We start from the raw sequence: 23987 nt of genomic DNA on the forward strand, positions 1-23987 counted from the left end.
TTGCCATGGCCAGACCTGGATTTCGCCTCGCCGTCTTCGCCACCCTGCTGGCACTGGTTGTCGTGTTGCTCGGTGCCTACACCCGTCTGACCCATGCCGGCCTGGGCTGCCCTGACTGGCCCGGCTGCTATGGCTTTATCAGCGTGCCCAAAACTGAAGCACAGCTGGCCCACGCCGAGTTGCACTTTCCCGACACTCCGGTGGAAGCGCACAAAGGCCGCAACGAAATGGTCCATCGCTACTTTGCCGGCACCCTGGCCCTGGTGATCACCCTGCTCGCCCTGCAGGCCTGGCGCCGCCATGGCCGCGACGGCCAGCCCTATCGCCTGCCGCTGTTGTTGCTTGGCGTGGTGTTCGCCCAGGCGGCTTTCGGCATGTGGACGGTGACTCTCAAGCTGTGGCCGCAGGTGGTCACGGCACATCTATTGGGCGGCTTTGCCACCTTGAGCCTGTTGTTTTTGCTCAGCCTGCGCCTGTCACGGGCCTTTGCGCCATTGCCCAAGCTGCCTTTGAGCGTGCGCCGGGTGGCGGCGCTGGGCTTGCTGGTGGTGATCGGCCAGATCGCCCTGGGCGGTTGGGTCAGCGCCAACTACGCGGCAGTGGCCTGCATCGACCTGCCGACCTGCCATGGCCAGTGGTGGCCGCAGGCAGACTTCGCCAACGGCTTCCACCTGACCCAGCATATCGGCCCCAATTACCTCGGTGGCCAGCTCGACAGTGACGCGCGCACGGCGATCCATATGAGTCACCGCCTGGGCGCTTTGCTGGTGACGGCGGTCATGCTGGTCTTGAGCTGGAAGCTGCACCGGCATGGTTTGAGCCGGCTGGCCGGGTTGGTATTGGCGGCGCTGGCGCTGCAGGTGAGCCTGGGCATCAGCAACGTGCTGTTCCATCTGCCGCTGGCCGTGGCCGTGGCGCATAACGCCGGTGGCGCGCTGCTGTTGCTGAGCATGGTGCTGGTCAATTACCGCATTCGCCTGGTTGCCCAGGCCAAGGTCCGCCGGGTCAGCCAGGGCTGGCGCCTGACCCCGCTGGCGAGCGGCGGAGTCGTTCATTATCTGGGAGATAATTCATGGCGACGCTTCTGAGCGAGCGCAGGCTGCAGGCAGGCTGGCGCGATTACCTCGAACTGACCAAACCCAAGGTGGTGGTGCTGATGCTGATCACCTCGCTGGTCGGCATGTTCCTCGCCACCCGTGCCGGGGTGCCGTGGACCATCCTGCTGTTCGGCAACCTGGGCATTGCCTGTTGCGCCGGTGGTGCGGCAGTGGTCAACCATGTGGTCGACCGGCGCATCGATGCCTTGATGGCGCGTACCCATAAACGCCCGATTGCCGAGGGCCGCGTGGCACCGGCGGCGGCGCTGACCTTTGCCCTGCTGCTGGCGACCCTGGGCATGGCATTGCTGCTGGTGTTCACCAACGCCCTGACCGCCTGGCTGACCCTGGCCTCGCTGCTCGGCTACGCGGTGATCTACACCGGCTTTCTCAAGCGCGCCACGCCGCAGAACATCGTTATCGGCGGCCTGGCCGGCGCTGCGCCGCCGTTGCTGGGCTGGGTGGCGATCAGCGGGCACATCAGCGCCGAGCCATTGCTGCTGGTGCTGATCATCTTCGCCTGGACCCCGCCGCACTTCTGGGCCCTGGCCATTCACCGCAAGCAAGAGTACGCCAAGGCTGATATTCCGATGCTGCCGGTGACCCACGGCGAGCACTACACCAAGGTGCATATCCTCCTGTACACCCTGGTGTTGCTGGCGGTCAGCCTGTTGCCCTACGCCATCCACATGAGCGGGCCGTTATACCTGGCCTGCGCCCTGGCCCTGGGCGGGCGCTTCCTGCAGTGGGCCTGGGTGTTGTACCGTGGCAGTCGGCCGCACGCGGCGATCAAGACCTTCAAGTACTCTATCTGGTACCTGTTGCTGCTGTTCATCGCGCTGCTTGTTGACCACTACCTACTGTTGAACCTATGACTCGAACCCAGAAAACCGTCTTTATTCTCGTTGCCCTGGTCGCCGTGATCCTCGGGCTTACCGTCAACAAGGTGCTCAATGGCCGCAGCGAAGGCAACCCGACCGAGCTGATCGATGCTGGCATCATCCTGCTGCCGCAGAGCCGCACCGTGCCTGCCGTGCAAATGACCGACGAGCAGGGCCAGCCTGTGGTGATGGACGAGCTCAAGGGCAAGTGGTCGCTGCTGTTCTTCGGCTACACCTTCTGCCCGGACATCTGCCCGACCACCCTCGCCCAGCTGCGCCAGGTTAAAAGCGAGCTGCCCAAAGAGGCTGTTGAGCGTTTGCAGGTGGTGTTGGTCAGCGTCGACCCGAACCGCGACACCCCGGCACAGCTGAAGCAGTACCTGGGTTATTTCGACAAGGATTTTCGCGGGGTGACCGGCTCGCTGGAAAACATCCAGAAGCTGGCCAATGCGGTGAGCATTCCGTTCATTCCTGCCGATACCAGCAAGCCGAACTACACGGTCGATCACAGCGGCAACCTGGCGTTGCTGGGGCCGGACGGCAAGCAGCGCGGGTTTATCCGCGCGCCGTTCAACAACCAGAAGCTGGTTGCGCAGTTGCCTGGGCTGGTTAAGCGCGACTAAAAGCATCCCGGGTCAAGCCCGCTCCCACAGAGATCACCTGACCTGTGAGAGTTGGCTTGACCCGCGATAGGTCTTTGAATCAGAACGCCGGCTTTACCGCGCCCTTGTACTTCTCTTCGATGAACTTCTTCACCTCAGGCGAGTGCAGCGCAGCCGCCAGCTTCTTCATGTCTTCCGAGTCCTTGTTGTCCGGGCGGGCAACCAGGATGTTCACGTAAGGCGAATCGCTGCCTTCGATGACCAGTGCGTCCTTCTCAGGGCTGAGCTTGGCTTCCAGCGCGTAGTTGGTGTTGATCAGCGCCAGGTCGACCTGGGTCAGCACCCGCGGGATGGTTGCCGCTTCCAGTTCACGGAACTTCAGGTTCTTAGGGTTCTCAACGATGTCTTTGACGCTCGAGAGGATGTTGCTGTTGTCTTTGAGCTTGATCACACCGGCCTTGTCCAGCAGCAGCAAGGCGCGACCGCCGTTGGTGGCGTCGTTGGGGATGACCACGGTAGCGGTCGATGGCAGCTCGTCGAGCTTCTTGTACTTGCTCGAGTAGGCGCCCAGCGGCTCCAGGTGCACGCCGGCAACGCTGACCAGATGGGTGCCCTTGGCCTTGTTGAACTCATCCAGGTACGGCTGGTGCTGGAAGAAGTTGGCGTCCAGGCGCTTCTCGGCCACTTGCACGTTCGGCTGGATGTAGTCGGTGAACACCTTCACCTTCAAGTCCACGCCTTCTTTGGCCAGGGCCGGTTTGACGAACTCGAGGATCTCGGCGTGCGGCACCGGGGTGGCGGCGACGGTCAGGGTCTCGGCCTGGGCCGAGAAGGCCGCGACGGCGGCGACAACAGCAAGCAGCTTTTTCATCAAATCACTCCTTGTGAGGGCCAGTCCGGCCCCCGGTGCGTCGGCAGTGCCGACCCATGGGGTTACTTACGGGAAAAATGCACAACCAGTTTGTCGCCCACGCTCTGCAGGACTTGAACCAGTACCAGCAGCAGGACCACGGTGACCACCATTACGTCGGTCTGGAAACGTTGGTAACCGAAGCGGATCGCCAGGTCACCGAGGCCGCCAGCGCCCACCACACCGGCCATCGCGGTGTACGACACCAGGGTAATGGCGGTGACGGTAATGGCCGCGAAGATGCCCGGACGGGCCTCGGGCAGCAAGGCATTGGTGATGATCTGGCGGGTGGTGGCGCCCATCGACTGGGTGGCTTCGATGATGCCGCGGTCGACTTCACGCAGCGCGGTTTCCACCAGGCGTGCGAAGAACGGCGTGGCTCCGACCACCAGGGGCGGGATGGCCCCGGCGACGCCCAGCGAGGTGCCGGTGATCAGCACGGTGAACGGAATCATCACGATCAGCAGGATGATGAACGGCAGCGAGCGCAGGACGTTTACCACCAGCGACAGCAGCGCGTACACGCCCTTCTGTTCGAACAGCTGGCGCGGGCCGCAAAGAAACAGCAACACGCCCAGCGGCAGGCCGAGCAGCACGGTGAAGAACAGCGAGCCGAACAGCATGATCATGGTGTCGATGGTAGCCAGCCAGATTTCGGCCCAGTCGACATTGGCAAAGAAACTCAAGGCGTCCATCAACGCAGTACCTCCATATGAACATCAGCCGCAGTGAAGCGGGCGAACGCCGCTTCCATGTCGCCGCCAGTGACGGCCAGGGTCAGCTGCCCATACGGGGTGTCCTTGATGCGATCGATGCGGCCAGCGAGGATGCTGTAGTCCACACCGGTTTCCCGGGCGACGGTGCCCAGCAGCGGCGCGTAGGTCGAATCGCCCTGGAAGGTCAGGCGCACGATGCGTCCTGGCACATGGGCGAAGTCGTCGCGCTGTTCGTTTTCGTCGATCTGCTCGTCTTCCTGGACGAAGCGCTTGGTGGTCGGGTGCTGCGGGTGCAGGAATACATCGGCCACCGGGCCGTGCTCGACAATCTGCCCGGCATCCATCACCGCCACGCGGTCGCAGACCCGGCGGATCACGTCCATTTCGTGGGTGATCAGCACGATGGTCAGCTTCAGTTCGCGGTTGATCTCGGCCAGCAGTTGCAACACCGAGGCGGTGGTCTGCGGGTCGAGGGCGCTGGTGGCTTCGTCACACAGCAGGATCTTCGGCTTGGTGGCCAGGGCGCGGGCGATGCCGACGCGCTGCTTCTGGCCGCCGGAAAGCTGTGCCGGGTATTTTTTCGCGTGATCGACCAGGCCGACGCGGGCCAGCAACTCGTTGACGCGGGTGTCGATTTCCTTGCGTGACAGCTCGCCGGCCAGGGTCAGCGGCAAGGCTACGTTATCGGCAACGGTCTTGGAGGCCAGCAGGTTGAAGTGCTGGAAGATCATCCCGACTTGCTGGCGGAATCGACGAAGATCGTTGGCGTTGAACCCAGTGACGTCTTCGCCGTCGACGATGATCTTGCCGCCGCTTGGCGCTTCAAGGCGGTTGATCAGGCGCAGCAGGGTACTTTTACCGGCGCCGGAATGGCCGATCAGCCCGAACACCTGGCCGTCTTCGACGCTCAGGTTGGTCGGGTGCAGTGCGGGGATATCCCTACCGGCTACGCGGTAGGTTTTATGAACATTTTGAAACTCGATCACGTAGCGAACCTTGTGGGGCGCATGGGAATGGGGTCAGCGGTTAGCCGGGCGCGCATTTTAGCCTGTTCGTATAGAGGTTCTTAGCATTTATTTCGCAATTGACCAATGCTACTGGAATAACGCGATCAGTGGTCAATCCGAAGGAACGCCTGCAGGGGCCATCAGTCACTACTGAATAGCGCCCGCCGTGGGGTCGAACCGTAGGACTGATTGAGTGAGGAGAGCACACTGATGCCCAGCAAGAAGAACCCACCCAAGGAAAGCCAACTCGCCGGTACCCAGACCCCGGACCGCGCCAATACCAACGCCAAGCTGCAAAGCCTGGAAACATTTCGCAGTGACGCCACCGGCCAGGCGCTGCGCACCAACCAGGGGGTCAAGGTTGCCGACAACCAGAACACCCTGAAAGCCGGTGACCGTGGCCCGTCGCTGCTGGAAGACTTCATCATGCGTGAAAAGATCACGCATTTTGACCATGAGCGCATCCCCGAGCGCATCGTCCATGCCCGCGGTACTGGGGCTCATGGCTACTTCCAGGCCTATGAATCGCATGCCGCGCTGACCAAGGCCGGTTTTCTCCAGGACCCGGAGAAAATCACCCCGGTGTTCGTGCGCTTTTCCACCGTTCAGGGCCCGCGTGGCTCGGGTGATACCGTGCGCGATGTGCGCGGTTTTGCCGTGAAGTTCTTCACCGACGAAGGCAACTTCGACCTGGTCGGCAATAACATGCCAGTGTTTTTCATCCAGGATGCGATCAAGTTCCCCGACTTCGTCCATGCAGTAAAACCTGAACCGCACAACGAAATGCCCACCGGCGGCTCGGCCCACGACACCTTCTGGGACTTCGTCTCGCTGGTGCCGGAGTCGGCGCACATGGTGATCTGGGCGATGTCCGACCGCGCCATTCCTAAAAGCCTGCGGACCATGCAGGGCTTCGGCGTGCATACCTTTCGCCTGATCAATGCCGAGGGCAAATCGAGCTTCGTCAAATTCCACTGGAAGCCCAAGGCCGGCGTGTGTTCGCTGTTGTGGGACGAAGCGCAGAAGCTGGCGGGCAAAGACACCGATTACCACCGCCGCGATCTGTGGGAAGCGATTGAAACCGGTAATTACCCGGAATGGGAGTTCGGCGTGCAGATCGTCGCCGAAGAAGACGAGCACAAGTTCGACTTCGACTTGCTCGACCCAACCAAGATCATCCCCGAAGAGCTGGTACCGGTGACGCCGCTGGGCAAGATGGTGCTTAACCGCAACCCGGACAATTTCTTTGCTGAAACCGAACAGGTTGCCTTCTGCCCTGGGCATATCGTCCCCGGCATCGACTTCTCCAACGACCCGCTGCTGCAGGGCCGGTTGTTTTCCTACACCGATACCCAAATCAGCCGGCTAGGCGGGCCGAACTTTCACGAGATCCCGATTAACCGTCCGCTAGCCCCTAACCACAACGGCCAGCGCGATGCGCAGCACCGCACCACGCTGGACAAGGGCCGTGCCTCTTACGAGCCCAACTCGATCGACGGTGGCTGGCCCAAGGAGACTGCGCCGGCAGCCAGCGATGGTGGTTTCGAGTCGTATCCGGAGCGCATCGAGGCGCACAAAGTGCGCCAGCGCAGCCCGTCGTTCGCCGACCATTTCTCCCAAGCGCGATTGTTCTTCCAGAGCATGAGCCCGACCGAGCAGGAGCACATCATCAGCGCCTACAGCTTCGAACTGGGCAAAGTTGAGCGGGAGTACATCCGCGCCCGTGAGGTCAATGAAATTCTTGCCAACATCGATCTTAAGCTGGCGGCGCGGTTGGCTGCCAACCTTGGCCTGCCGGCGCCGAAGAAAGGTACGGTGGATGTGCCCCAAACCAGCCTCAAGGAGTCACCGGCGCTGAGCCAGATGAACCTGCTCGGCGAAGGCATCAAGGGCCGCAAGGTTGCAGTGCTGGTGGCTGATGGCGTGGATGGCGACAGTGTCGATAGCCTGGTCAAGGCGCTGGAAGCCGAGAGCGCGCAGATCAAGATCCTTGGCCCGAGTTCGGCGCCGGTAAAAACCGCCCAGGGCAAGGCGCTGGCCGTGGATGCCTCGATGGAAGGCATGCCGTCGGTGATCTTCGATGCGGCCTGGGTGCCGGGCGGCAAGGCTTCGCTTCAGGCCCTGGCCGGTGACGGCGTGGCGCTGCACTTTCTGCTTGAAGCCTACAAGCACCTCAAGCCGATTGGCCTGGCCAGCGAGGCGCAAGCCGTGCTCGACAAGCTGGGGCTCAAGGCCGACAGCGGCTTGCTGCTGGGCAATGATGACAAAGCCTACAAGGCCTTCATCACTGCAATCAGCAAGCATCGGGTGTGGGAGCGTGAGGCCGCGGCGAAAGCCATTCCGGCGTGATGCCCAAACAGGGTGCCCATCAGGGCACCCTGTTTCGTCATGGGCGGCGTGGGATCAGCACCGCTTGGGCAGGTTGGTTGCGGTGAATCTCGTGGCTTTGCTGCAAGGCAAAATCACCGTCGAGTTTTTTAACGCGTTTGCCCAGCAAGGTTTGCAGCCAGGGTGCATCCTGCTTGCGCGGCACCTGGAACACCACATCGCACTGGTAATTGATCACATCACTGGCGATGTCATCGAGTTGCTTGCGCATTTCGCGAATATTGGTGGTTTTCAACGCAACCACGGTGCTTGGCGCGGTCGGGTCAATCAGCTTGGCGGCAGGGCGGGCTTCGGCGGCTTTCAGGGCGGCCTCGGCTTTATCGAGCTCGGCCTTGCGCGCCTGGGCGATAGCACCGTTAACGCCGCCCGTCAGCGCCGGCGCCTTGGGCATCAGCGCACGGGCGCGGGCCAGGGCGGTGGCCGCCGCGTTCACATCGCCCTTTTGCAGGACGATCTGGCTGCGTTGCAGATAGGCTTCGGCCAATTGACGCTGGTACTGCTCGATCCGGCTGTCATTCGGCGCCTGGCTTTGCAGGGTGGCGAGTTGATCTTCGGCAGTGGCCAGCTCGCTGCTGGCGATGCTTTGCTCCAACTGCTGCCAGGCATCAGGCTGGGCAGGCACGGCAGCGTTGTCGGCCGGGGTGCTGGAGCACGCGGCGAGGATCAGTGAAAACGCGGCAAGGAGCAGATAACGGGAGGCGAACGGCTTCATTCCTGCGACTCTCTATTTGCGCAAAAAGCGAGCAAGTCTACACCCAGTCCGCAGACTCGAAAATAACTCTTCAGGACCCCGCGCGTTTTTAAATGTCGCAGGGTGCAACCGCTTTGGCTGCACCCCACGTCTTCAGCGCCGGGGCAGTGCCAGGCTCAGCAAGAATAGCACTGCGGCGCAGACCACGATGGACGGCCCGGCCGGCGTGTCCTTGAACCACGACAACGCCAGGCCGCCGCACACCGCGGTAACCCCCAGCAGGCTGGCGCCCAGGGCCATTTGTTCCGGCGAGCGGGCGTGACGTTGCGCCGCAGCGGCGGGAATAATCAATAGCGAGGTAATCAGCAGGACGCCGACGATCTTCATCGCCACGGCAATCACCACCGCGATCAGCAGCATCAGCGCCAGGCGCAGCGCGGCAACCGGCAAGCCTTCGACCATGGCCAGCTCTTCGTGCACGGTGACTGCCAATAGCGGGCGCCACAGCACCACCAGCAACAGCAGCACCGCAGCGCTGCCGCCGAGAATCCAGGCCAGATCCCCCGGGCTGATCGCCAGCAGGTCGCCGAACAGGTAGGCCATCAGGTCGATGCGCACATCGTGCATGAAGCTCAGCACCACCAGGCCAAGGGAAAGCGTGCTCGGTGCCAGAATCCCCAGCAGAGTGTCGGAGGCCAGCGGCTGGCGTTGTTGCAAGGTCACCAGCAAGATCGCCAGCAACAGGCAGCCGACAGTCACCGCCAGCGCCGGGCTGACATCCAGCACGAAACCCAGGGCGACGCCGAGCAACGCAGCGTGGGACAGGGTGTCGCCAAAATAGGCCATGCGCCGCCAGACCACGAAGGATCCCAGAGGGCCGGCGACCAGTGCCAGGGCCAAACCTGCGAGCAGGGCGTAAAGCAGAAAATCAGCCATGCTTGCAGTGATCTCCATGAACGTGGCCGCCTTTGGCCGGGGCAACCACCGAGCCGTGCAGGTCGTGGGCGTGGTCGTGATGGTGGTGATAGATCGCCAGGCTCGGCGCGTTGCTGCCGAACAGCTCGACGAACGCCGGGTCGCCGCTGACCTGCTCGGGGTGGCCGGAGCAGCAGACATGACGGTTGAGGCAGACCACCTGGTCGGTGGTGCTCATGACCAGATGCAGGTCGTGGGAAACCATCAGCACGCCGCAGCCATGGCGGTCGCGCAGACGGGTGATCAGGCTGTACAGCTCGGACTGGCCGGCGACGTCGACGCCCTGCACCGGCTCATCGAGCACCAGCAGCTCGGGCTCGCGCAGCAGTGCGCGGGCCAGCAGCACGCGCTGCATCTCGCCGCCGGAAATCCCCTGGATCGGGCTGTCGATGACCTTTTCGGCGCCGACTTCCATGAGTGCCGACAACGCTGCGGCGCGATCAACACCGGGCACCAGGCGCAAGAAGCGCAGTACCGAAAGCGGCAAGGTGGCATCGACCTGAAGCTTTTGCGGCATGTAGCCGATGCGCAGCCGCGGCTTGCGCCAGACCGTACCGGTATGCGGCTTGAGCAGGCCGAGCACGGCGCGTACCAAGGTGGTCTTGCCGGCGCCGTTGGGGCCGATCAGGGTGACGATCTGCCCCGGTTCCACGGCCAGGTCGATGCTGTCGAGCACCGCTTGGCCGGCGAAGCTCACGCCCACCTGCTCGAGGCGAATCAGCGCATTGCTCATCAGGCGCTCCGGCAGTTGCTGCACAGGCCGACCACTTCGACCGTTTGTGCTTCGACGCTGAAGCCGACGTCTTTGGCGCTGGCGACGATGGCGTCGCTGATGCTGCGCTGCTCAAGCTCGATGGCCACGTGGCATTCGCGGCAAATCAGGAACTGGCCCTGGTGCGCGTGCTCGGGGTGGCTGCAGCCGATAAAGGCGTTGAGCGAGGCAATGCGGTGCACCAGGCTGTTTTCCAGGAGGAAATCCAGCGCCCGGTACACGGTCGGCGGCGCGGCCCGGCGACCGTCCTGCTCGCTCAGCACGGCGAGGATGTCGTAGGCGCCCAGCGGCTTGTGGCTCTGCCACACCAGCTCCAGCACGCGGCGGCGCAAAGCGGTCAGGCGCACACCCTGGCGTGCGCACAGCGCATCGGCCTCGGCCAGGGCGCTGTGTACGCAATGGGAGTGGTCGTGGGGGCGGTTGGCCAGCGGGGTTTTAGGCATGAGCGGCGACGGTTCTGATTAGAGACGTTATTATGTTACCTGTTTCAGCCCCTGTGAGTGGTCATCGTGTCCCGAATTTTTGCCCTTTTTGTCGCTTTTATCGCCACTCTGGTGATGGCCCAGGCACAGGCCGAAGTGCGTGTGCTGACCAGCATCAAGCCCCTGCAACAGATCGCTGCGGCGGTTCAGGACGGCGTCGGTACGCCTGAAGTGCTGCTGCCGCCAGGCGCCTCGCCGCACCATTACGCCCTGCGTCCTTCCGACGTACGGCGGGTGACCGACGTCGACCTGCTGTACTGGATCGGCCCGGATATGGAGGGCTTTCTGCCGCGTGTGCTCAAAGGCCGCAGCAAGCCAAGTGTTGCCGTGCAGGCACTGCCCGGCCTGCACCTGCGCCATTTTGGCGAAGATAGCCACTCGCACGACGAAGATGGCGACGATCATGACCATGATCACCGCCCCGGCAGTCTCGATGCCCACCTCTGGCTGTCGTCGGTCAACGCCCGGGTGATCGCCGCCAAGATGGCCGCTGACCTTAGCGCTGCCGACCCGGCCAATACCGCGCGCTACCAGAGCAACCTCAAGGCCTTCGGCGAGCGTCTGGATGCGCTGGATGGGCGCCTGAAAAAGCGCTTGAGCGGTGTCAGCGGCAAACCGTTCTTCGTTTTTCACGAGGCATTTGACTACTTCGAGTCGGCCTATGGTCTGAAACACACCGGGGTGTTCAGCGTGGCCGCCGAAGTGCAGCCGGGTGCCCAACACGTGGCGGCGATGCGCAAACGCCTGCAGGAAGTGGGCAAGACCTGTGTGTTCAGCGAGCCGCCACTGCGCCCACGTTTGGCTGAGACGCTGACGGCGGGGCTGCCGGTGACCCTGGCGGAGCTGGACGCGCTGGGTGGTACGGTGCCGGCCAGTGCCCAGGGCTACGAGCAGTTGCTGGAGACGCTGGGGAATGATCTGGCGGGGTGCCTGGAGAAGTTGTGACGCCCCGATCGCAGGGGCAAGCCCGCTCCAACCTATTGTAGGAGCGGGCTTGCCCCGCGATGTTTCACAGCGCGAACGGCAACGCTATCTCTACCTGCTGGCGCGCCGCCAGGCGTACTTCGAAGTCGGCCGGGTCGTGAATCAGCACGTCCATCCCGGCAAATGATTCGGCGGCAATCAGGCGCGACAGCCAGAAGCGCACGCAGGCAATGCGCAGCATCACCGGCCACAGGTTGGCCTCGGCCGAGGTGAACGGTCGCAGCGCTGCATAAGCGCCGAGCAACGCCCGCGCCCGTGGGCCGTCGATGATGCCGGCGTCGTCGCAGCACCAGTCGTTCAGGGTAATCGCCAGGTCGTAGAGCATCGGCCCCGAGCAGGCGTTGTAGAAGTCGATCAGGCCGGTCAGGTGGGTGCCTTCGAACAGCACGTTGTCGCGGAACAGGTCGGCATGCAGGTTGGCCCGCGGCAGGGCCATGATCTGCGCCTTGTGCTCGACAACTTCGTCCAGGCACGCCTGCAGCAACTGGCGTTGTTCGGCGTTCAGGCGCGGCATCAGTTCGGCGCCGGTTTCCAGCATCCAGTCCAGGCCGCGGTCGGTCTTGCGTTCCAGGACCTTGTCGCGGGTGGCCAGGTGCAGGTGCCCGAGCAGTTCGCCAACCTGTACGCAGTGCTGATTATTGGCGCTCTTGATGTGCTTGCCCGGCAGCCGTGGTTGCAGCAGCGCAGGTTTGCCGGCCAGTTCGCGCAGGGCTACGCCGTCGTTGCCACGCAAGGCGTAGGGCACCGGCAGGTCGGCCTCATGCAGTACGTCGAGCAGTTCGATGAAGAACGGCAGGTCCTGGATCGGCCCGCGTTCGACCAGCGTCAGCACGTACTCGCCCTGTTCCAGACTGACAAAGAAGTTGCTGTTCTCGGTACCGGCGGCAATGCCCTGGAAGTCCCGCAGGCGGCCCAGGCCGTACGGCGCCAGAAAGGTTTCCAGCTCAGGCCGGGTCAGGGGGGTGAAGACTGACATGATCAAAAATTGCCCATACGGGCACTTCAGCAGGGAAGTGCCAGGTTGATGTAAAGGGTACGGCCTACTTCCACTCGAAGATTTTCCACGACGGGATCAGCATGTCCGGCTGGTCGGAGCGGACGAAATTGCCGTCCGAGCCATCGGCACGTACCAGGAAATAAGGTTTGCCGCCTTTGGGCGTCACCTTGATTGCATACAGGAAGCCATTTTGCCGGTATTCCTGGATGGTTTTGTCGCCTTCCGTGCGAATGGTTACCTCTGGATCAGCCGATGGCGCGTCATCCGCTGCCACGGCGACGACCGGAGTGACTGCCAACAGGCTGAGCAGCAACAGGCGATTTAGTGTACGCATGATAACCTTGTCCCTTTGTCGTCAATGTTCCGGACATTCTAGCGCCGGGCCCGTCGAAAAGGTTGATTCTGCACATGAGCCAAGCTCCCCTCGTCCTGGTGGACGGTTCCTCGTACCTGTACCGCGCCTTTCACGCGCTGCCACCACTGACTACCTCCAAGGGCCTGCCGACCGGCGCGGTCAAGGGCGTGCTGAACATGCTCAAGAGCCTGCGCAAGCAGTATCCGGACAGCCTGTTCGCGGTGGTCTTCGACGCCAAGGGCGGCACTTTCCGCGACGAAATGTTCGCCGAATACAAAGCCAACCGGCCGAGCATGCCCGACGACCTGCGCGTGCAGATCGAGCCGCTGCACGCCAGCGTACGCGCCCTGGGCTATCCGCTGCTGTGCGTCGAAGGCGTAGAAGCCGACGACGTGATCGGCACCCTGGCGCGCAGCAGCGCCGCGGCCGGGCGCCCGGTGATCATCTCCACCGGCGACAAGGACATGGCCCAGCTGGTCGACGGCCACATTACGCTGGTCAACACCATGACCGGTACCGTGCTCGACGTCGCTGGCGTGCACGAGAAATTCGGCGTCGGTCCTGAACACATCATCGACTTCCTCGCCCTGATGGGCGACAAGGTCGACAACATCCCAGGCGTGCCGGGCGTGGGTGAAAAGACCGCGGTGGGCCTGCTGACCGGTATCGGTGGCGGCCTGAGCGACCTGTACCAGAATCTCGACAAGGTGCCGACCCTGGCCATTCGCGGCGCCAAGACCCTGCCGGCCAAGCTAGAAGAACACCGCGACGCGGCGTTCCTGTCCTACGAGCTGGCCACCATCAAGATCGACGTGCCACTGGACGTCGAAGTCGATGCGCTGGTGTGCGGCGAGCCTGATCGTGACGCACTACTGGCGCTGTACACCGAGATGGAGTTCAAGAGCTGGGTCGACGAAGTTCAGCGCGATGCCAAGCGCGCCGGCCAGGAAGTGGTGGTCGAAGCGCCGCAGGAAGTGGTCGAGGCCCAGTACGAAACCATCCTCGACCAGGCCCGTTTCGATGCCTGGCTGGAGAAGCTGCGCCAGGCGCCGCTGTTTGCCTTCGACACCGAAACTACCGGCCTCGATGCCCAGCAGGCGCAACTGGTCGGTGTGTCGTTCGCGGTCCAGGCCCATGAAGGCGCTTATGTGCCGCTGACCCACTCCTACATGGGCGTGCCCGAGCAGCTTGACCGCGACAGCGTGCTGCTGGCGCTCAAGCCGCTGCTGGAAGACCCGGGCAAGGTCAAGGTGGCGCAGAACGCCAAGTACGACATGAACATCCTGGCCAACTGCGCCATCGGTGGCGACATTGCCAATGGCATCCAGATGCAGGGCGTGGCCTACGACACCATGCTCGAGTCCTACGTGCTTGACTCCACCGCCACCCGTCACGACATGGACAGCCTGGCGCTCAAGTACCTGAACCACACCACCATCGGCTTTACCGACATCGCCGGCAAAGGTGCCAAGCAACTGACCTTCGATCAGATCAGCCTGGAACAGGCCGGCCCCTATGCCGCCGAAGACGCTGATGTCACCCTGCGCCTGCATCAGACCCTGCAGCAGAAGCTGGCGAGCATTCCAAGCCTGCAGTCGGTACTGACCGACATCGAAATGCCGCTGGTGCCGGTGCTGGCCAAGATCGAGCGCCAGGGTGCGCTGGTCGATGCCAAGCTGCTGGGCGTGCAGAGCATCGAGCTGGGCGAGAAAATGGCCGAGCTGGAGCGCCAGGCCTTCGAAATCGCTGGCGAAGAATTCAACCTCGGTTCGCCCAAGCAGCTTGGTGTGATCCTCTACGACAAGCTCGGCATGCCGGTGCTCAACAAGACCGCCAAGGGCCAGGCTTCCACTGCCGAAGCGGTGCTGGCGGAACTGGCCGACATGGACTTCCCGCTGCCCAAGGTGCTGATGCAGTACCGCTCCCTGAGCAAGCTCAAGAGCACTTACACCGACCGCCTGCCGGAGCAGATCAACCCGCGCACCGGGCGTATCCACACCTCCTACCACCAGGCGGTGGCGGCCACCGGGCGCCTGTCGTCCAGCGACCCGAACCTGCAGAACATCCCGATCCGTACCGCCGAAGGCCGGCGTATTCGCCAGGCCTTCGTCGCTGCGCCGGGCTACAAACTGCTGGCGGCGGACTATTCGCAGATCGAACTGCGGATCATGGCCCACCTGGCCCAGGACGAAGGCCTGCTGCACGCGTTTCGCAACGACCTGGACGTGCACCGCGCTACTGCTGCCGAGGTCTTCGGCGTCGAGCTGGAGCAGGTCACTACTGATCAGCGCCGTAGCGCCAAGGCCATCAACTTCGGCCTGATCTACGGCATGAGCGCCTTTGGCCTGGCCAAGCAGATCGGCGTCGACCGCAAACAGTCCCAAGCCTACATCGATCGTTACTTCGCCCGTTACCCGGGCGTGCTGGCCTACATGGAGCGCACCCGCGCCCAGGCTGCCGAGCAAGGGTATGTCGAAACCCTGTTTGGCCGGCGCCTGTACCTGCCGGAGATCAACGCCAAGAACCCGGCCCTGCGCAAAGGTGCCGAGCGCACGGCGATCAACGCGCCGATGCAGGGCACGGCAGCCGACATCATCAAGCGCGCGATGGTCGCTGTGGATAACTGGCTGAGCGATTCGGGGCTGGATGCCCGGGTGATCCTCCAGGTGCACGACGAATTGGTGCTGGAGGTGCGCGAAGACCTGATCGAGCAAGTGCGCGAGCAAATTCGTCCACACATGAGCGGTGCCGCGCAGTTGGACGTTCCGCTGCTGGTTGAGGTCGGTGTGGGGTCAAATTGGGACGAAGCGCACTAAAAATGCGCTGAAATTCGGGGAAAAGCTGCGGCATATCGTCGCGGCTTTTTAGCTGGCCTGATGCCATTAGCGCCGGAAATTTCCCATCTATCGCAAATAGTTTTTAAACGTCAGGAACTAAACCGGTGAACCGCGACTCAGAGTAACTGAATGGCTGGTGAAGCCCTTCGATGCTCCTATGTTGTGTTAAGTGTTGGCAGATATCTGGACCCCGCCCTAGCGGTCCGGAACTTGGACCCCGAACTTCCCCCTCCCCATACGAAGTCCGGGGTTTTTTTTGCCCGGCGTTTGCCGGGCGGCCCTTATTCTGCGGGCTTGTCCGCCAGTTCCATCCAGCGTGCCAAAACGCCGTAAGCCTCTTCCAGGCCCTGGCGCTTGGGCGCCGAGAACAGCTGGATCGAGACGCTGTCGCCCCAGCCTTTGCGAATTTCCGCCTGCACCTTGAGCAGGGTGTTCTTGGCCGCGCCGAAGGTCAGTTTGTCGGCCTTGGTCAGCAGGATATGCATCGGCATGCCCGAAGCGCGCGACCAGTCGAGCATCATCATGTCGAAGTCGGTCATCGGATGGCGCACGTCCATCATCAAGATCAAGCCCTTCAAGGCCTCGCGGCTGCCCAGGTAGGCCTCCAGGTGGCGCTGCCAGTGCTGCTTGAGCGGGATCGGCACCTTGGCATAACCGTAGCCCGGCAAGTCGACCAAACGCCGTTCATCGTCCAGACTGAAGAAGTTCAACAGCTGGGTGCGCCCCGGGGTTTTCGAGGTGCGCGCCAGGCTGGCGTGGGTCAGGGTGTTCAGGGCACTGGACTTGCCAGCGTTGGAGCGGCCGGCAAAGGCCACTTCATAGCCCTGGTCGGGCGGACACTGGTCGACCTTGGCAGCACTGATGGCGAATTTGGCCTGTTGGCAGAGGCCGAGGATGGGGTTTTTGACTTGCATGGGATATCCGGTGTGGGCGTTGCCAGAGGCGGGCTCGGCAAGCGGTGTCGTTTCCGTTTCAGTAACGGGAGTATATAATGCCCCAGATTTTGTGTGCGCATTATCCCAGCGTAGGAGGATGTGCACGGGGGCATCGGATTCAAGCTTGCGCATTAGAACGCAGTGCAGCCCCCAACCCTGAAAGGTCGTTCGCATGACGAAATGGCTGCTTGTTGTCGGTGTCTTGATACCGTTATTCAGCGCTCAGGCTACACAGGATCCCGAGGCGTTGTACAACCGCACGTGTGCGGCTTGTCACGCCGGGCAGCTGCCACAGGCACCGAAAGCGGGTGATCGTGCGGCTTGGGAGCCAAGACTGGCGAAGGGTATGGAGATACTGGTGGTGCATGTCACCCAGGGTTTCAAGGCTATGCCAATGCGTGGATTGTGCATGGACTGCAGTGCCGAGGACTACCAGGCGATCATCCAGTGGATGAGCCGGAGTCCCGATACATAACTCTTTCACCCTTAGCCGTAGTTGGATTAGCTGATGAACAAACTACTCGTGAGTCTGCTGTTGACCTTGGGCATCACCGGTGCAGCCAATGCCGCAGAGCCTATCAAAGGGGATGCCGCTGCTGGTCAGGCCAAAACTGCTGTATGTGGCGCTTGTCACAATCCGGACGGCAATAGCCTGGCGCCGAACTTCCCGAAACTTGCAGGCCAGGGTGAGAAGTACCTGGAAAAACAATTGCACGACATCAAGTCGGGCAAGCGCACCGTGCTGGAAATGACCGGCATGCTGGCCGCCTTCAGCGACCAGGACCTGGCCGACATCGCCGCCTACTTCTCCAGCCAGAAAGGCAGCGTTGGCGCGGCTGATCCGAAGCTGGTCGAGCGCGGTCGCGCGCTGTTCAATGGCGGCGACGTCGAAAAAGGCCTGCCGGCCTGCACCGGCTGCCATTCGCCTAACGGCGCAGGCATCGCCCTGGCCGGTTTCCCGCACCTGGGTGGCCAGCACTCCAGCTACGTAGCCAAGCAGCTGACCGACTTCCGCGAAGGCAACCGCACCAACGATGGCGATGCCACGACCATGCGCACCATTGCCGCCAAGCTGAGCAACAAGGACATCGAAGCACTGTCCAGCTACATCCAGGGTCTGCATTGATCCGTGCTTTAACGCTGGGTTAATACTGCGGCGCAAAGATGAAAAGGGTGGCTTCGGCCGCCCTTTTTTGTGCCCGCTGCCGTTACACTAACGAACTCGGGCCAGCCTCGGCCTGTCCTACGACCGGTCGCGCCAAGGCGACTCAATAGACTGCTCAGGAGTAAAGCATGCGTAATCTGATTCTCGGCGCCGCGCTGGTCACCGCCAGCCTCTTCGGCATGACTGCCCTGGCCGCCGAACCGGTAGCCTTCGACCAGTATACCGAGCTGAGCAACCCGGTTCCGGTGTCGGTCCCTGGCAAAATCGAGGTGGTCGAGCTGTTCTGGTATGGCTGCCCGCACTGCTACAGCTTCGAGCCAGTGGTCAACCCGTGGGTCGAGAAGCTGCCGAAAGACGTCAACTTCAAGCGCATTCCGGCCATGTTCGGCGGCCCTTGGGATGCTCACGGGCAGATGTTCCTGACTCTCGAAGCCATGGGTGTCGAACACAAGGTTCATGCTGCCGTGTTCGAGGCGATCCAGGTTCAGCGCAAGCGCCTGACCAAGCCGGAAGAGATGGCTGACTTCCTCGAAACCCAAGGCGTTGATCGCGCCAAGTTCCTCGCCACCTTCAACTCTTTTGCCATCAAGGGCCAGGTGAAGCAGGCCAAGGACCTGGCGAAGAAGTACGGGATCACCGGCGTTCCGAGCATGGTCGTCAACGGCAAGTATCGCTTTGACCTGGGCAGCGCCAAGGGACCGGAAGGCGTGCTGAACGTTGCTGACTACCTCATCGACAAGGAGCGCGCCGCTAAGTAAGCGGCGCCAGCCATGCGCCGCTGGAGAACCGAGCGAGGCGTTGGCCTGTGTGATCCGCAGGTCAATCAACATCACCTGCAGGCTAACGGCCTGCCAGAGGACGGCCGGCTGCGGCTGCTCAGTTTCAACATCCAGGTCGGCATCAGCACCGAGCGTTACCGCCATTACCTGACCCGTGGCTGGCAGCATCTGCTGCCGCACACCGGGCGGGCCGGCAACCTGCAAAAGATCGGCGACCTGCTCGCCGACTTCGACCTGGTTGCCCTGCAAGAGGCCGATGGCGGCAGCCTGCGCTCAGGCTACGTCAATCAGGTCGAGCACCTGGCCCAGCTCGGCGCCTTCCCTTACTGGTACCAGCAGCTCAACCGCAACCTCGGACGCCTGGCCCAGCACAGCAACGGTGTGCTCAGCCGCCTGAAGCCGCAACTGCTTGAAGACCACCCGCTACCCGGCCCGGCTGGCCGCGGGGCGATCCTGGTGCGTTTCGGCGAGGGTGAAGACGCCCTGGTGGTGGTAATGATGCACCTGGCCCTGGGGTCCAAGACCCGCGCCCGGCAGCTTGCCTACATTCGCGAACTGATCGGCGGCTACCGCCATCAGGTTTTGATGGGCGACATGAACACCCATGCCACCGACCTGCTAGAGCACTCGCCGCTGCGCGACCTGGGCCTGATCGCGCCCCAGGTTCAAGCCACCTTCCCCAGTTGGCGGCCGCAACGCTGCCTTGATCATATTCTGCTCAGCCCGAGCCTGACCCTGGAGCGGGTCGAGGTTCTGGCCCAGCCTATTTCCGATCATCTACCGGTCGCGGTTGAGATTCGTTTGCCTGATGCCCTTGCTGTGGATACGCTGCCCGCTTTGAGCTAATTGCCATTACCCTCTGCGGACCCAGGCATGACCGACGAAGCCCAGCGCTGGAAAGAAAAATACCTCAAGAGTATCGAACAGCAAGAGAAGCTGGAGCGCCGTTGGGAGGCTCGTCTCGACCTGTTGCGCCGTGGCCTTGTGCGCAGCACGCTGGCCGCCGAAGGCAGTGACCGCGCGGTGGACCAGTGCATGAAGGAAATGCGCGAGGTGATCCGCACCGACAACATGGACGCCGCCCTCGCCGGCTTGATCCCGCGCCTGGAAAAGGCCGTGCTCGATTCCGAGCAGCGCCGGGAAACCCGAATCGCCCAGGTCACCACCGCCCTCACCTCACTGGTCAGCCAACTGCAAACCCTGCCCTTGCCCAGCGACGTCAGCCGGCCGCTGAAAAAGTTCGCCAAGCAGGTCGAGGCCCGCGCCAGCCAGTCGCGCGAGATGCCCCTGCTGCTGGGAGAGTTGAGCGGCTTGCAGGGCCAGGCGCTGTCGGCGCTGGAGCGGCCTGAAGAAGCGCAACGCCCGGGTTTGTTGCAGCGCCTGTTCGGTAATCGCGACGGCGAGCCGGAAGAAGCCCTGCAACCGGCTCTCGCCGTTGCGGTACCGGCGGCAACTGAGGTCAGAGAACAGCCCGTGGCCGTGGCGCCCGAACCCGCCGCTGTCGATGTTGATGAGCTGCAGCCCTTGCCGGTTGCTGCAGAGGTCGTTGCCGAGGCGTATGAGTCTGCAGCCGTGGAGCCCCAAGCCAGCGCGCAGCCGCAGTTTGAAGGTACATCCGAGCCTGAGCCGGTTGCCGAGCTGCCAATCGAGCCAGCAGCTGAAGTTGAACTGCCAGCGCTACCCGAGCCGGTCACACTGGACTCCGAGCAGGATGTACTGGCCTTGCTCGAGCACAGCCCGGACGAGCCGCAGGCTGACCTGGCAGAAGCAGAGCCGGTAGATGACGAAGAGGCCCAGTTCGCCCTGCCCGACGGCACCGAGCCCACCTATAGCTCGGTCGCGGCGCATATCGAAGACACCCTGCTCGGCCTGCTCGACGACCTGACCCTGCCCGAACGCCACAAGGCCCAGGCGCAGTCAATGCGCGAGCGCCTGGAGCACGGCCTGAACTGGTACGAGCTGCTGCCGGTGCTGGATGACCTGGCGGTGCTGATGCTGGCAATCAACGACAGCGGCCAGCACGAGTTTGAAGCCTACCTGCAGCAACTCAACGAGCGCCTGGAGTCGTTCCAGAGCCACCTGCACGAAGCCAGCGCAGGCCACGCCGACAACACCTCGGCAGCCCGCGACCTCGACAGCCAGCTGCGCGAGCAGGTCGATGGCCTGCAAAGCAGCGTACAGGGAGCGGCCGACCTGGGCAGCCTCAAGCACATCCTGGAAAACCGCCTCGAAGGCTTGCTCGGCACCATGGACGAGCACCAGCAGCAGCGTGACCAGCGCGAGCAGGACATGGCCAGCCGTCTGCAAGGCCTGGCCGAGCGGGTGGCGAGCATGGAGCAGGAAGCCCTGGGCTACCGCGAGCACCTTGAAGAGCAGCGCCAGAAAGCCCTGATTGATCCGCTCACCGGGCTGCCCAACCGCGCCGCCTGGTCGGAACGGGTCGATCAGGAAGTACTGCAATGGCAGGAAAGCGGCGGCCATCTGTTGATGGCGATCCTCGACCTCGACCATTTCAAGCGTATCAACGACAGCTATGGCCACCTGGCCGGTGACAAGGTTTTGAAAATTGTCGCCAGCGTGCTGCGCAAGCGCCTGCGCAGCCAGGATTTCATCGCCCGCTTTGGTGGTGAGGAGTTTGTTTTGCTGATCCCGCAAACCTCGCTGCCAGCTGGCTGTCAGCTGGCGGAGGCTCTGCGGGCAGCCATCGAAGCCTGCCCATTCCACTTCAAGGGCGAGCGGGTGACCATTACCCTGTCCATAGGCATCAGCGCGTTTCGCAGCGGTGAGCGCAGCGAGGTGGTGCTCAAGCGGGCAGACGAAGCGCTGTACCGGGCGAAACATCTTGGTCGAAATCGCGTCGAACAGGGCTGAGTGGCAAGGGCGAGGATACGTTAAGCTTACGCTTTGCAGACTCTCATCACAGTGCCCTCTTCATGAAAGCGTTTTTCACCGCCCTCCTGCTGCTGACGCTGGCAGGTTGCACCAGCGGTTTGCGGATCGACCGCAGCCATACTTCGGTCAACCAGGACGAACGCATCCAGTTCGTCGTCCTGCATTACACCAATGCTTCGCTGGAGCGTTCGCTGAACTTGCTCACCCACGGCGAAGTCAGCAGCCACTACCTGATCGGCGACTCGCCGGCCACTGTCTACCAGCTGGTGGACGAGAGCCGCCGGGCCTGGCACGCCGGTGACAGCCAGTGGGATGGCCGCACCTGGCTCAATTCCACCTCGATCGGCATCGAGATCGTCAACCCCGGCTATACCGACACGCCGACCGGGCGGGTCTGGCACCCGTACACCGAGGCGCAGGTCCAGGCGCTGATCGTCCTGCTCAAGGACATCGTCAAGCGCAACAACATCAAGCCGCGCTACATCATCGGCCACAGCGACATCGCCCCGCTGCGCAAGCTCGACCCGGGGCCGATGTTCCCCTGGAAGCGCCTGGCGGACGCAGGCCTTGGGGTCTGGCCGAATGCCCAGGCCGTGGCCCAGCAGCAGGCGTACTTCAGCGTCAATCCACCGAGCATCAGCTGGTATCAGCAGCAGTTGAAGCGCTTCGGCTACGCCATCGAGCAAACCGGCGAGAATGATGTCAGCACCAAGCACGTGCTGGCAGCCTTCCAGATGCGCTTTCGCCCGCAGCGTTTCGATGGCGTGCCGGATGCCCAGACGGCGGCCATGTTGCAGGTGCTCAACAGCCGTCGTTGAGCCCCCACCGCCCAACGGGCAGGCTGACTTGACTGGCAGTTGCTATACCTCTTGGTATTCAACTGGATAATTATTGATGTCAGCTGCCCTCTCGGTGTTGCGCCATTTGCTCTATCGTCCCTGGTTACTGGCCACACTCGCGGCTACGGCCAGCGCGATCCTGCTGCTCATGGCCAGCGTCGGTGTGGCCATGCACCAGATGCAGCAAAGCGAAATCGAGCAGATGAACGCCAAGGGCGAGCGCTTTCTGGTGCGCCTGGAGCAGATCTTCGGTCAGCTGCGCGAAGGCGTCGATCAATTGCAGTCGCAACCCGTGCGCGGGTGCGATGCCAGCATGCTGACGGCTTTGCAGCAGGTCGCCTTCAATTATCGCTTCGTCTACGAAGCCGCTTACGTCGATGGTAATGTTGCCTGTTCCAACCGGGTTGGCGAGCGCACCATCAACCCGCTGCGGCCTGCGGATATCCAGGGCCCGACCTATAGCTACTGGCTTAACACTACCACCGAGCCGGATGACAACCTGGCGGCGCTGATGCTGGGCCGGGGCAAGTTCCTGGTCGCCACCTCTCGCGGGCACATCACCGACGTGGTTGACCTGCCGCCCGAAGGCAGCCTGCTGGTGGTGCTCGACAACGGCACACGGGCGGTACCGGTGCTGGGCCCGCCGCAGGTCTGGCCGCCGTCCGCCGATTGGCCGCCGGCCTCAAGTGGTTCGCTGCTGGAGCTCCCGGATCGGCTGATCTACCGCATGCCGACCAAGTCACCGGACTATCAACTGGTGCTGATCGCGCCCAGGGCCAGCATGCCGCTGAAGATGAACGGCATTCTCTGGCTGTTGTTCCCCGGTAGCCTGGTACTGGCCTGGTGCATTGGCTGGCTGGTGTTACAGCTGATTCGCCAACGTCGCTCGATGAGTTCGGAGCTGCAGGGCGCGCTGCGCCGGGGCGAATTGCAGGTGCTTTACCAGCCTATTTTCGAGCTCAACAGCCGCCGCTGTGTCGGAGCCGAAGCACTGGTGCGCTGGCGTCGCTCGGATGGCACGCTAACCAGCCCGGACCTGTTCATCCCGTTGGCGGAGAACACCGGGCAGATCCGCCAGATCACCGATTTCGTCCTGCAGCGGGTGCTCGAGCAACTCGGCCAGTTGCTGCGCGCCAACCGCCAGCTGTACATCTCGGTCAACCTTGCCGCTTGCGATGTGATGGTGCCGAGAATCGGCCGGGTGGCGGCACGCCTGCTGGCCATGCACCACGTGGCGGCCAGCCAGATTGCCTTCGAGGTTACCGAGCGTGGGTTGATCGATGTGGTGGTGGCCCGGGACAACCTGCAGGCCTTGCGGGCCGTCGGGCACCAGGTGTTGATCGATGATTTTGGTACCGGCTATTGCAGCCTGGCCTACCTGCAAACCTTGCCGGTCGACTGCCTGAAGATCGACAAGGCCTTTATCGATGCCCTGGGCCATGACGCAGCGAGCAGCGGCGTGGCCCCGCATATCATCCGCATGGCCCATGCCCTGCAGCTACGGGTAATTGCCGAAGGCATCGAGTACGAAGACCAGGCCCTGCTGCTCAATAGCGAAGGGGTCAATTATGGCCAGGGCTGGTTGTTCGCCCATCCGCTCAATGCACGCCAGTTCATCGAGCTGATCACCCGCGGCCGGCGGCTCGGGCCCCGGCGCATCGACGACGAAGCCTGAGCCGCAGG

23 protein-coding genes are annotated in these 23987 nt (G+C 62.8%); 13 read left to right on the plus strand and 10 right to left on the minus strand.

What is annotated here, in order from left to right:
- Positions 1-5: 5 nt before the first annotated feature.
- Genes LOY34_RS00300 through LOY34_RS00310 form a run of 3 tightly spaced genes read left to right on the plus strand, consistent with a single transcriptional unit; the run spans position 6 to position 2601 of the window.
- Positions 6-1088 carry a heme A synthase gene (locus LOY34_RS00300; protein WP_045200695.1) on the plus strand — a complete coding sequence of 361 codons (1083 nt, stop codon included), beginning with the start codon at positions 6-8 and terminating at the stop codon, positions 1086-1088.
- A complete protein-coding gene (gene cyoE / locus LOY34_RS00305; protein ID WP_195885379.1) occupies positions 1073-1972 on the plus strand; it encodes a heme o synthase in 900 nt (299 codons plus the stop codon). The genes LOY34_RS00300 and cyoE overlap by 16 nt, the downstream gene beginning before the upstream one ends.
- Entirely contained in the window at positions 1969-2601 is a 633-nt protein-coding gene (locus tag LOY34_RS00310) for an SCO family protein (RefSeq protein WP_093377622.1), read from the plus strand. Before cyoE ends, LOY34_RS00310 begins: the two co-directional genes overlap by 4 nt.
- Positions 2602-2680: 79 nt before the next feature.
- On the opposite strand, the gene LOY34_RS00315 is transcribed toward LOY34_RS00310, so the two are convergent.
- The 3 genes from LOY34_RS00315 to LOY34_RS00325 all read right to left on the minus strand — a co-directional run bounded on the left by LOY34_RS00315 (position 2681) and on the right by LOY34_RS00325 (position 5192).
- A complete protein-coding gene (locus LOY34_RS00315; protein WP_195885380.1) occupies positions 2681-3451 on the minus strand; it encodes a MetQ/NlpA family ABC transporter substrate-binding protein in 771 nt (256 codons plus the stop codon).
- A gap of 62 nt (positions 3452-3513) precedes the next feature.
- Complete coding sequence (locus LOY34_RS00320) at positions 3514-4185, minus strand: methionine ABC transporter permease (RefSeq protein WP_045200686.1); 672 nt, start codon at positions 4183-4185, stop codon at positions 3514-3516.
- Positions 4185-5192, minus strand: a complete 1008-nt coding sequence (locus LOY34_RS00325) for a methionine ABC transporter ATP-binding protein (protein ID WP_258664144.1) — start codon at positions 5190-5192, stop codon at positions 4185-4187. Before LOY34_RS00325 ends, LOY34_RS00320 begins: the two co-directional genes overlap by 1 nt.
- A gap of 231 nt (positions 5193-5423) precedes the next feature.
- On the opposite strand from LOY34_RS00325, the gene katE reads away from it, so the two are divergent.
- On the plus strand, positions 5424-7562 hold the full coding sequence (katE, locus tag LOY34_RS00330) for a catalase HPII (RefSeq protein ID WP_195885381.1): 2139 nt from the start codon (positions 5424-5426) through the stop codon (positions 7560-7562).
- 37 nt (positions 7563-7599) lie between these two features.
- Here katE and LOY34_RS00335 read toward each other — a convergent pair whose 3' ends face one another.
- The 4 genes from LOY34_RS00335 to zur form a co-directional block, all read right to left on the minus strand.
- On the minus strand, positions 7600-8313 hold the full coding sequence (locus LOY34_RS00335) for a PA5502 family lipoprotein (RefSeq protein ID WP_045200680.1): 714 nt from the start codon (positions 8311-8313) through the stop codon (positions 7600-7602).
- Positions 8314-8445: 132 nt separating this feature from the next.
- Entirely contained in the window at positions 8446-9228 is a 783-nt protein-coding gene (gene znuB, locus LOY34_RS00340; RefSeq protein WP_038997827.1) for a zinc ABC transporter permease subunit ZnuB, read from the minus strand.
- The gene (znuC, locus tag LOY34_RS00345) at positions 9221-10000 is read right to left on the minus strand and encodes a zinc ABC transporter ATP-binding protein ZnuC (protein WP_045200677.1); all 780 of its coding nucleotides are present in this window, start codon (positions 9998-10000) and stop codon (positions 9221-9223) included. Before znuC ends, znuB begins: the two co-directional genes overlap by 8 nt.
- Positions 10000-10482, minus strand: coding sequence for a zinc uptake transcriptional repressor Zur (zur, locus tag LOY34_RS00350; protein ID WP_045200675.1), 483 nt, complete (start codon positions 10480-10482; stop codon positions 10000-10002). The genes znuC and zur overlap by 1 nt, the downstream gene beginning before the upstream one ends.
- Positions 10483-10548: 66 nt before the next feature.
- Here zur and LOY34_RS00355 point away from each other — a divergent pair, with 66 nt between their 5' ends.
- The gene (locus LOY34_RS00355; protein WP_195885382.1) at positions 10549-11466 is read left to right on the plus strand and encodes a zinc ABC transporter substrate-binding protein; all 918 of its coding nucleotides are present in this window, start codon (positions 10549-10551) and stop codon (positions 11464-11466) included.
- A 64-nt stretch (positions 11467-11530) separates the two neighbouring features.
- Here LOY34_RS00355 and LOY34_RS00360 read toward each other — a convergent pair whose 3' ends face one another.
- The gene (locus LOY34_RS00360; protein WP_045200673.1) at positions 11531-12481 is read right to left on the minus strand and encodes a homoserine kinase; all 951 of its coding nucleotides are present in this window, start codon (positions 12479-12481) and stop codon (positions 11531-11533) included.
- A 64-nt stretch (positions 12482-12545) separates the two neighbouring features.
- Positions 12546-12836: a DUF2782 domain-containing protein gene (locus tag LOY34_RS00365; RefSeq protein WP_045200671.1), complete on the minus strand. Its 291-nt coding sequence runs from the start codon at positions 12834-12836 to the stop codon at positions 12546-12548.
- A gap of 74 nt (positions 12837-12910) precedes the next feature.
- On the opposite strand from LOY34_RS00365, the gene polA reads away from it, so the two are divergent.
- Entirely contained in the window at positions 12911-15673 is a 2763-nt protein-coding gene (polA, locus tag LOY34_RS00370; protein WP_195885383.1) for a DNA polymerase I, read from the plus strand.
- 302 nt (positions 15674-15975) lie between these two features.
- Here polA and yihA read toward each other — a convergent pair whose 3' ends face one another.
- Entirely contained in the window at positions 15976-16608 is a 633-nt protein-coding gene (gene yihA, locus LOY34_RS00375; protein ID WP_045200667.1) for a ribosome biogenesis GTP-binding protein YihA/YsxC, read from the minus strand.
- A gap of 193 nt (positions 16609-16801) precedes the next feature.
- Between yihA and LOY34_RS00380 the strand changes: the two genes are divergently transcribed.
- From LOY34_RS00380 to LOY34_RS00410, 7 genes are all read left to right on the plus strand, one after another.
- On the plus strand, positions 16802-17104 hold the full coding sequence (locus LOY34_RS00380; RefSeq protein WP_045200664.1) for a cytochrome c5 family protein: 303 nt from the start codon (positions 16802-16804) through the stop codon (positions 17102-17104).
- 33 nt (positions 17105-17137) lie between these two features.
- Positions 17138-17755 carry a cytochrome c gene (locus tag LOY34_RS00385; protein WP_045200661.1) on the plus strand — a complete coding sequence of 206 codons (618 nt, stop codon included), beginning with the start codon at positions 17138-17140 and terminating at the stop codon, positions 17753-17755.
- A 167-nt stretch (positions 17756-17922) separates the two neighbouring features.
- Positions 17923-18552, plus strand: a complete 630-nt coding sequence (gene dsbA / locus LOY34_RS00390; protein WP_195885384.1) for a thiol:disulfide interchange protein DsbA — start codon at positions 17923-17925, stop codon at positions 18550-18552.
- A gap of 12 nt (positions 18553-18564) precedes the next feature.
- A complete protein-coding gene (locus LOY34_RS00395; RefSeq protein WP_258664147.1) occupies positions 18565-19419 on the plus strand; it encodes an endonuclease/exonuclease/phosphatase family protein in 855 nt (284 codons plus the stop codon).
- A gap of 27 nt (positions 19420-19446) precedes the next feature.
- Entirely contained in the window at positions 19447-21444 is a 1998-nt protein-coding gene (locus LOY34_RS00400; protein ID WP_195885385.1) for a diguanylate cyclase, read from the plus strand.
- Positions 21445-21506: 62 nt separating this feature from the next.
- Positions 21507-22283: an N-acetylmuramoyl-L-alanine amidase gene (locus LOY34_RS00405; protein WP_045200653.1), complete on the plus strand. Its 777-nt coding sequence runs from the start codon at positions 21507-21509 to the stop codon at positions 22281-22283.
- 76 nt (positions 22284-22359) lie between these two features.
- Positions 22360-23979 (plus strand): EAL domain-containing protein, encoded by a 1620-nt coding sequence (locus LOY34_RS00410; RefSeq protein WP_045200651.1) that lies wholly within the window; start codon positions 22360-22362, stop codon positions 23977-23979.
- Positions 23980-23987 lie beyond the last annotated feature (8 nt).

Origin of the sequence: Pseudomonas sp. B21-009 (genome assembly GCF_024749345.1) — a bacterium.
GTDB lineage: Bacteria > Pseudomonadota > Gammaproteobacteria > Pseudomonadales > Pseudomonadaceae > Aquipseudomonas.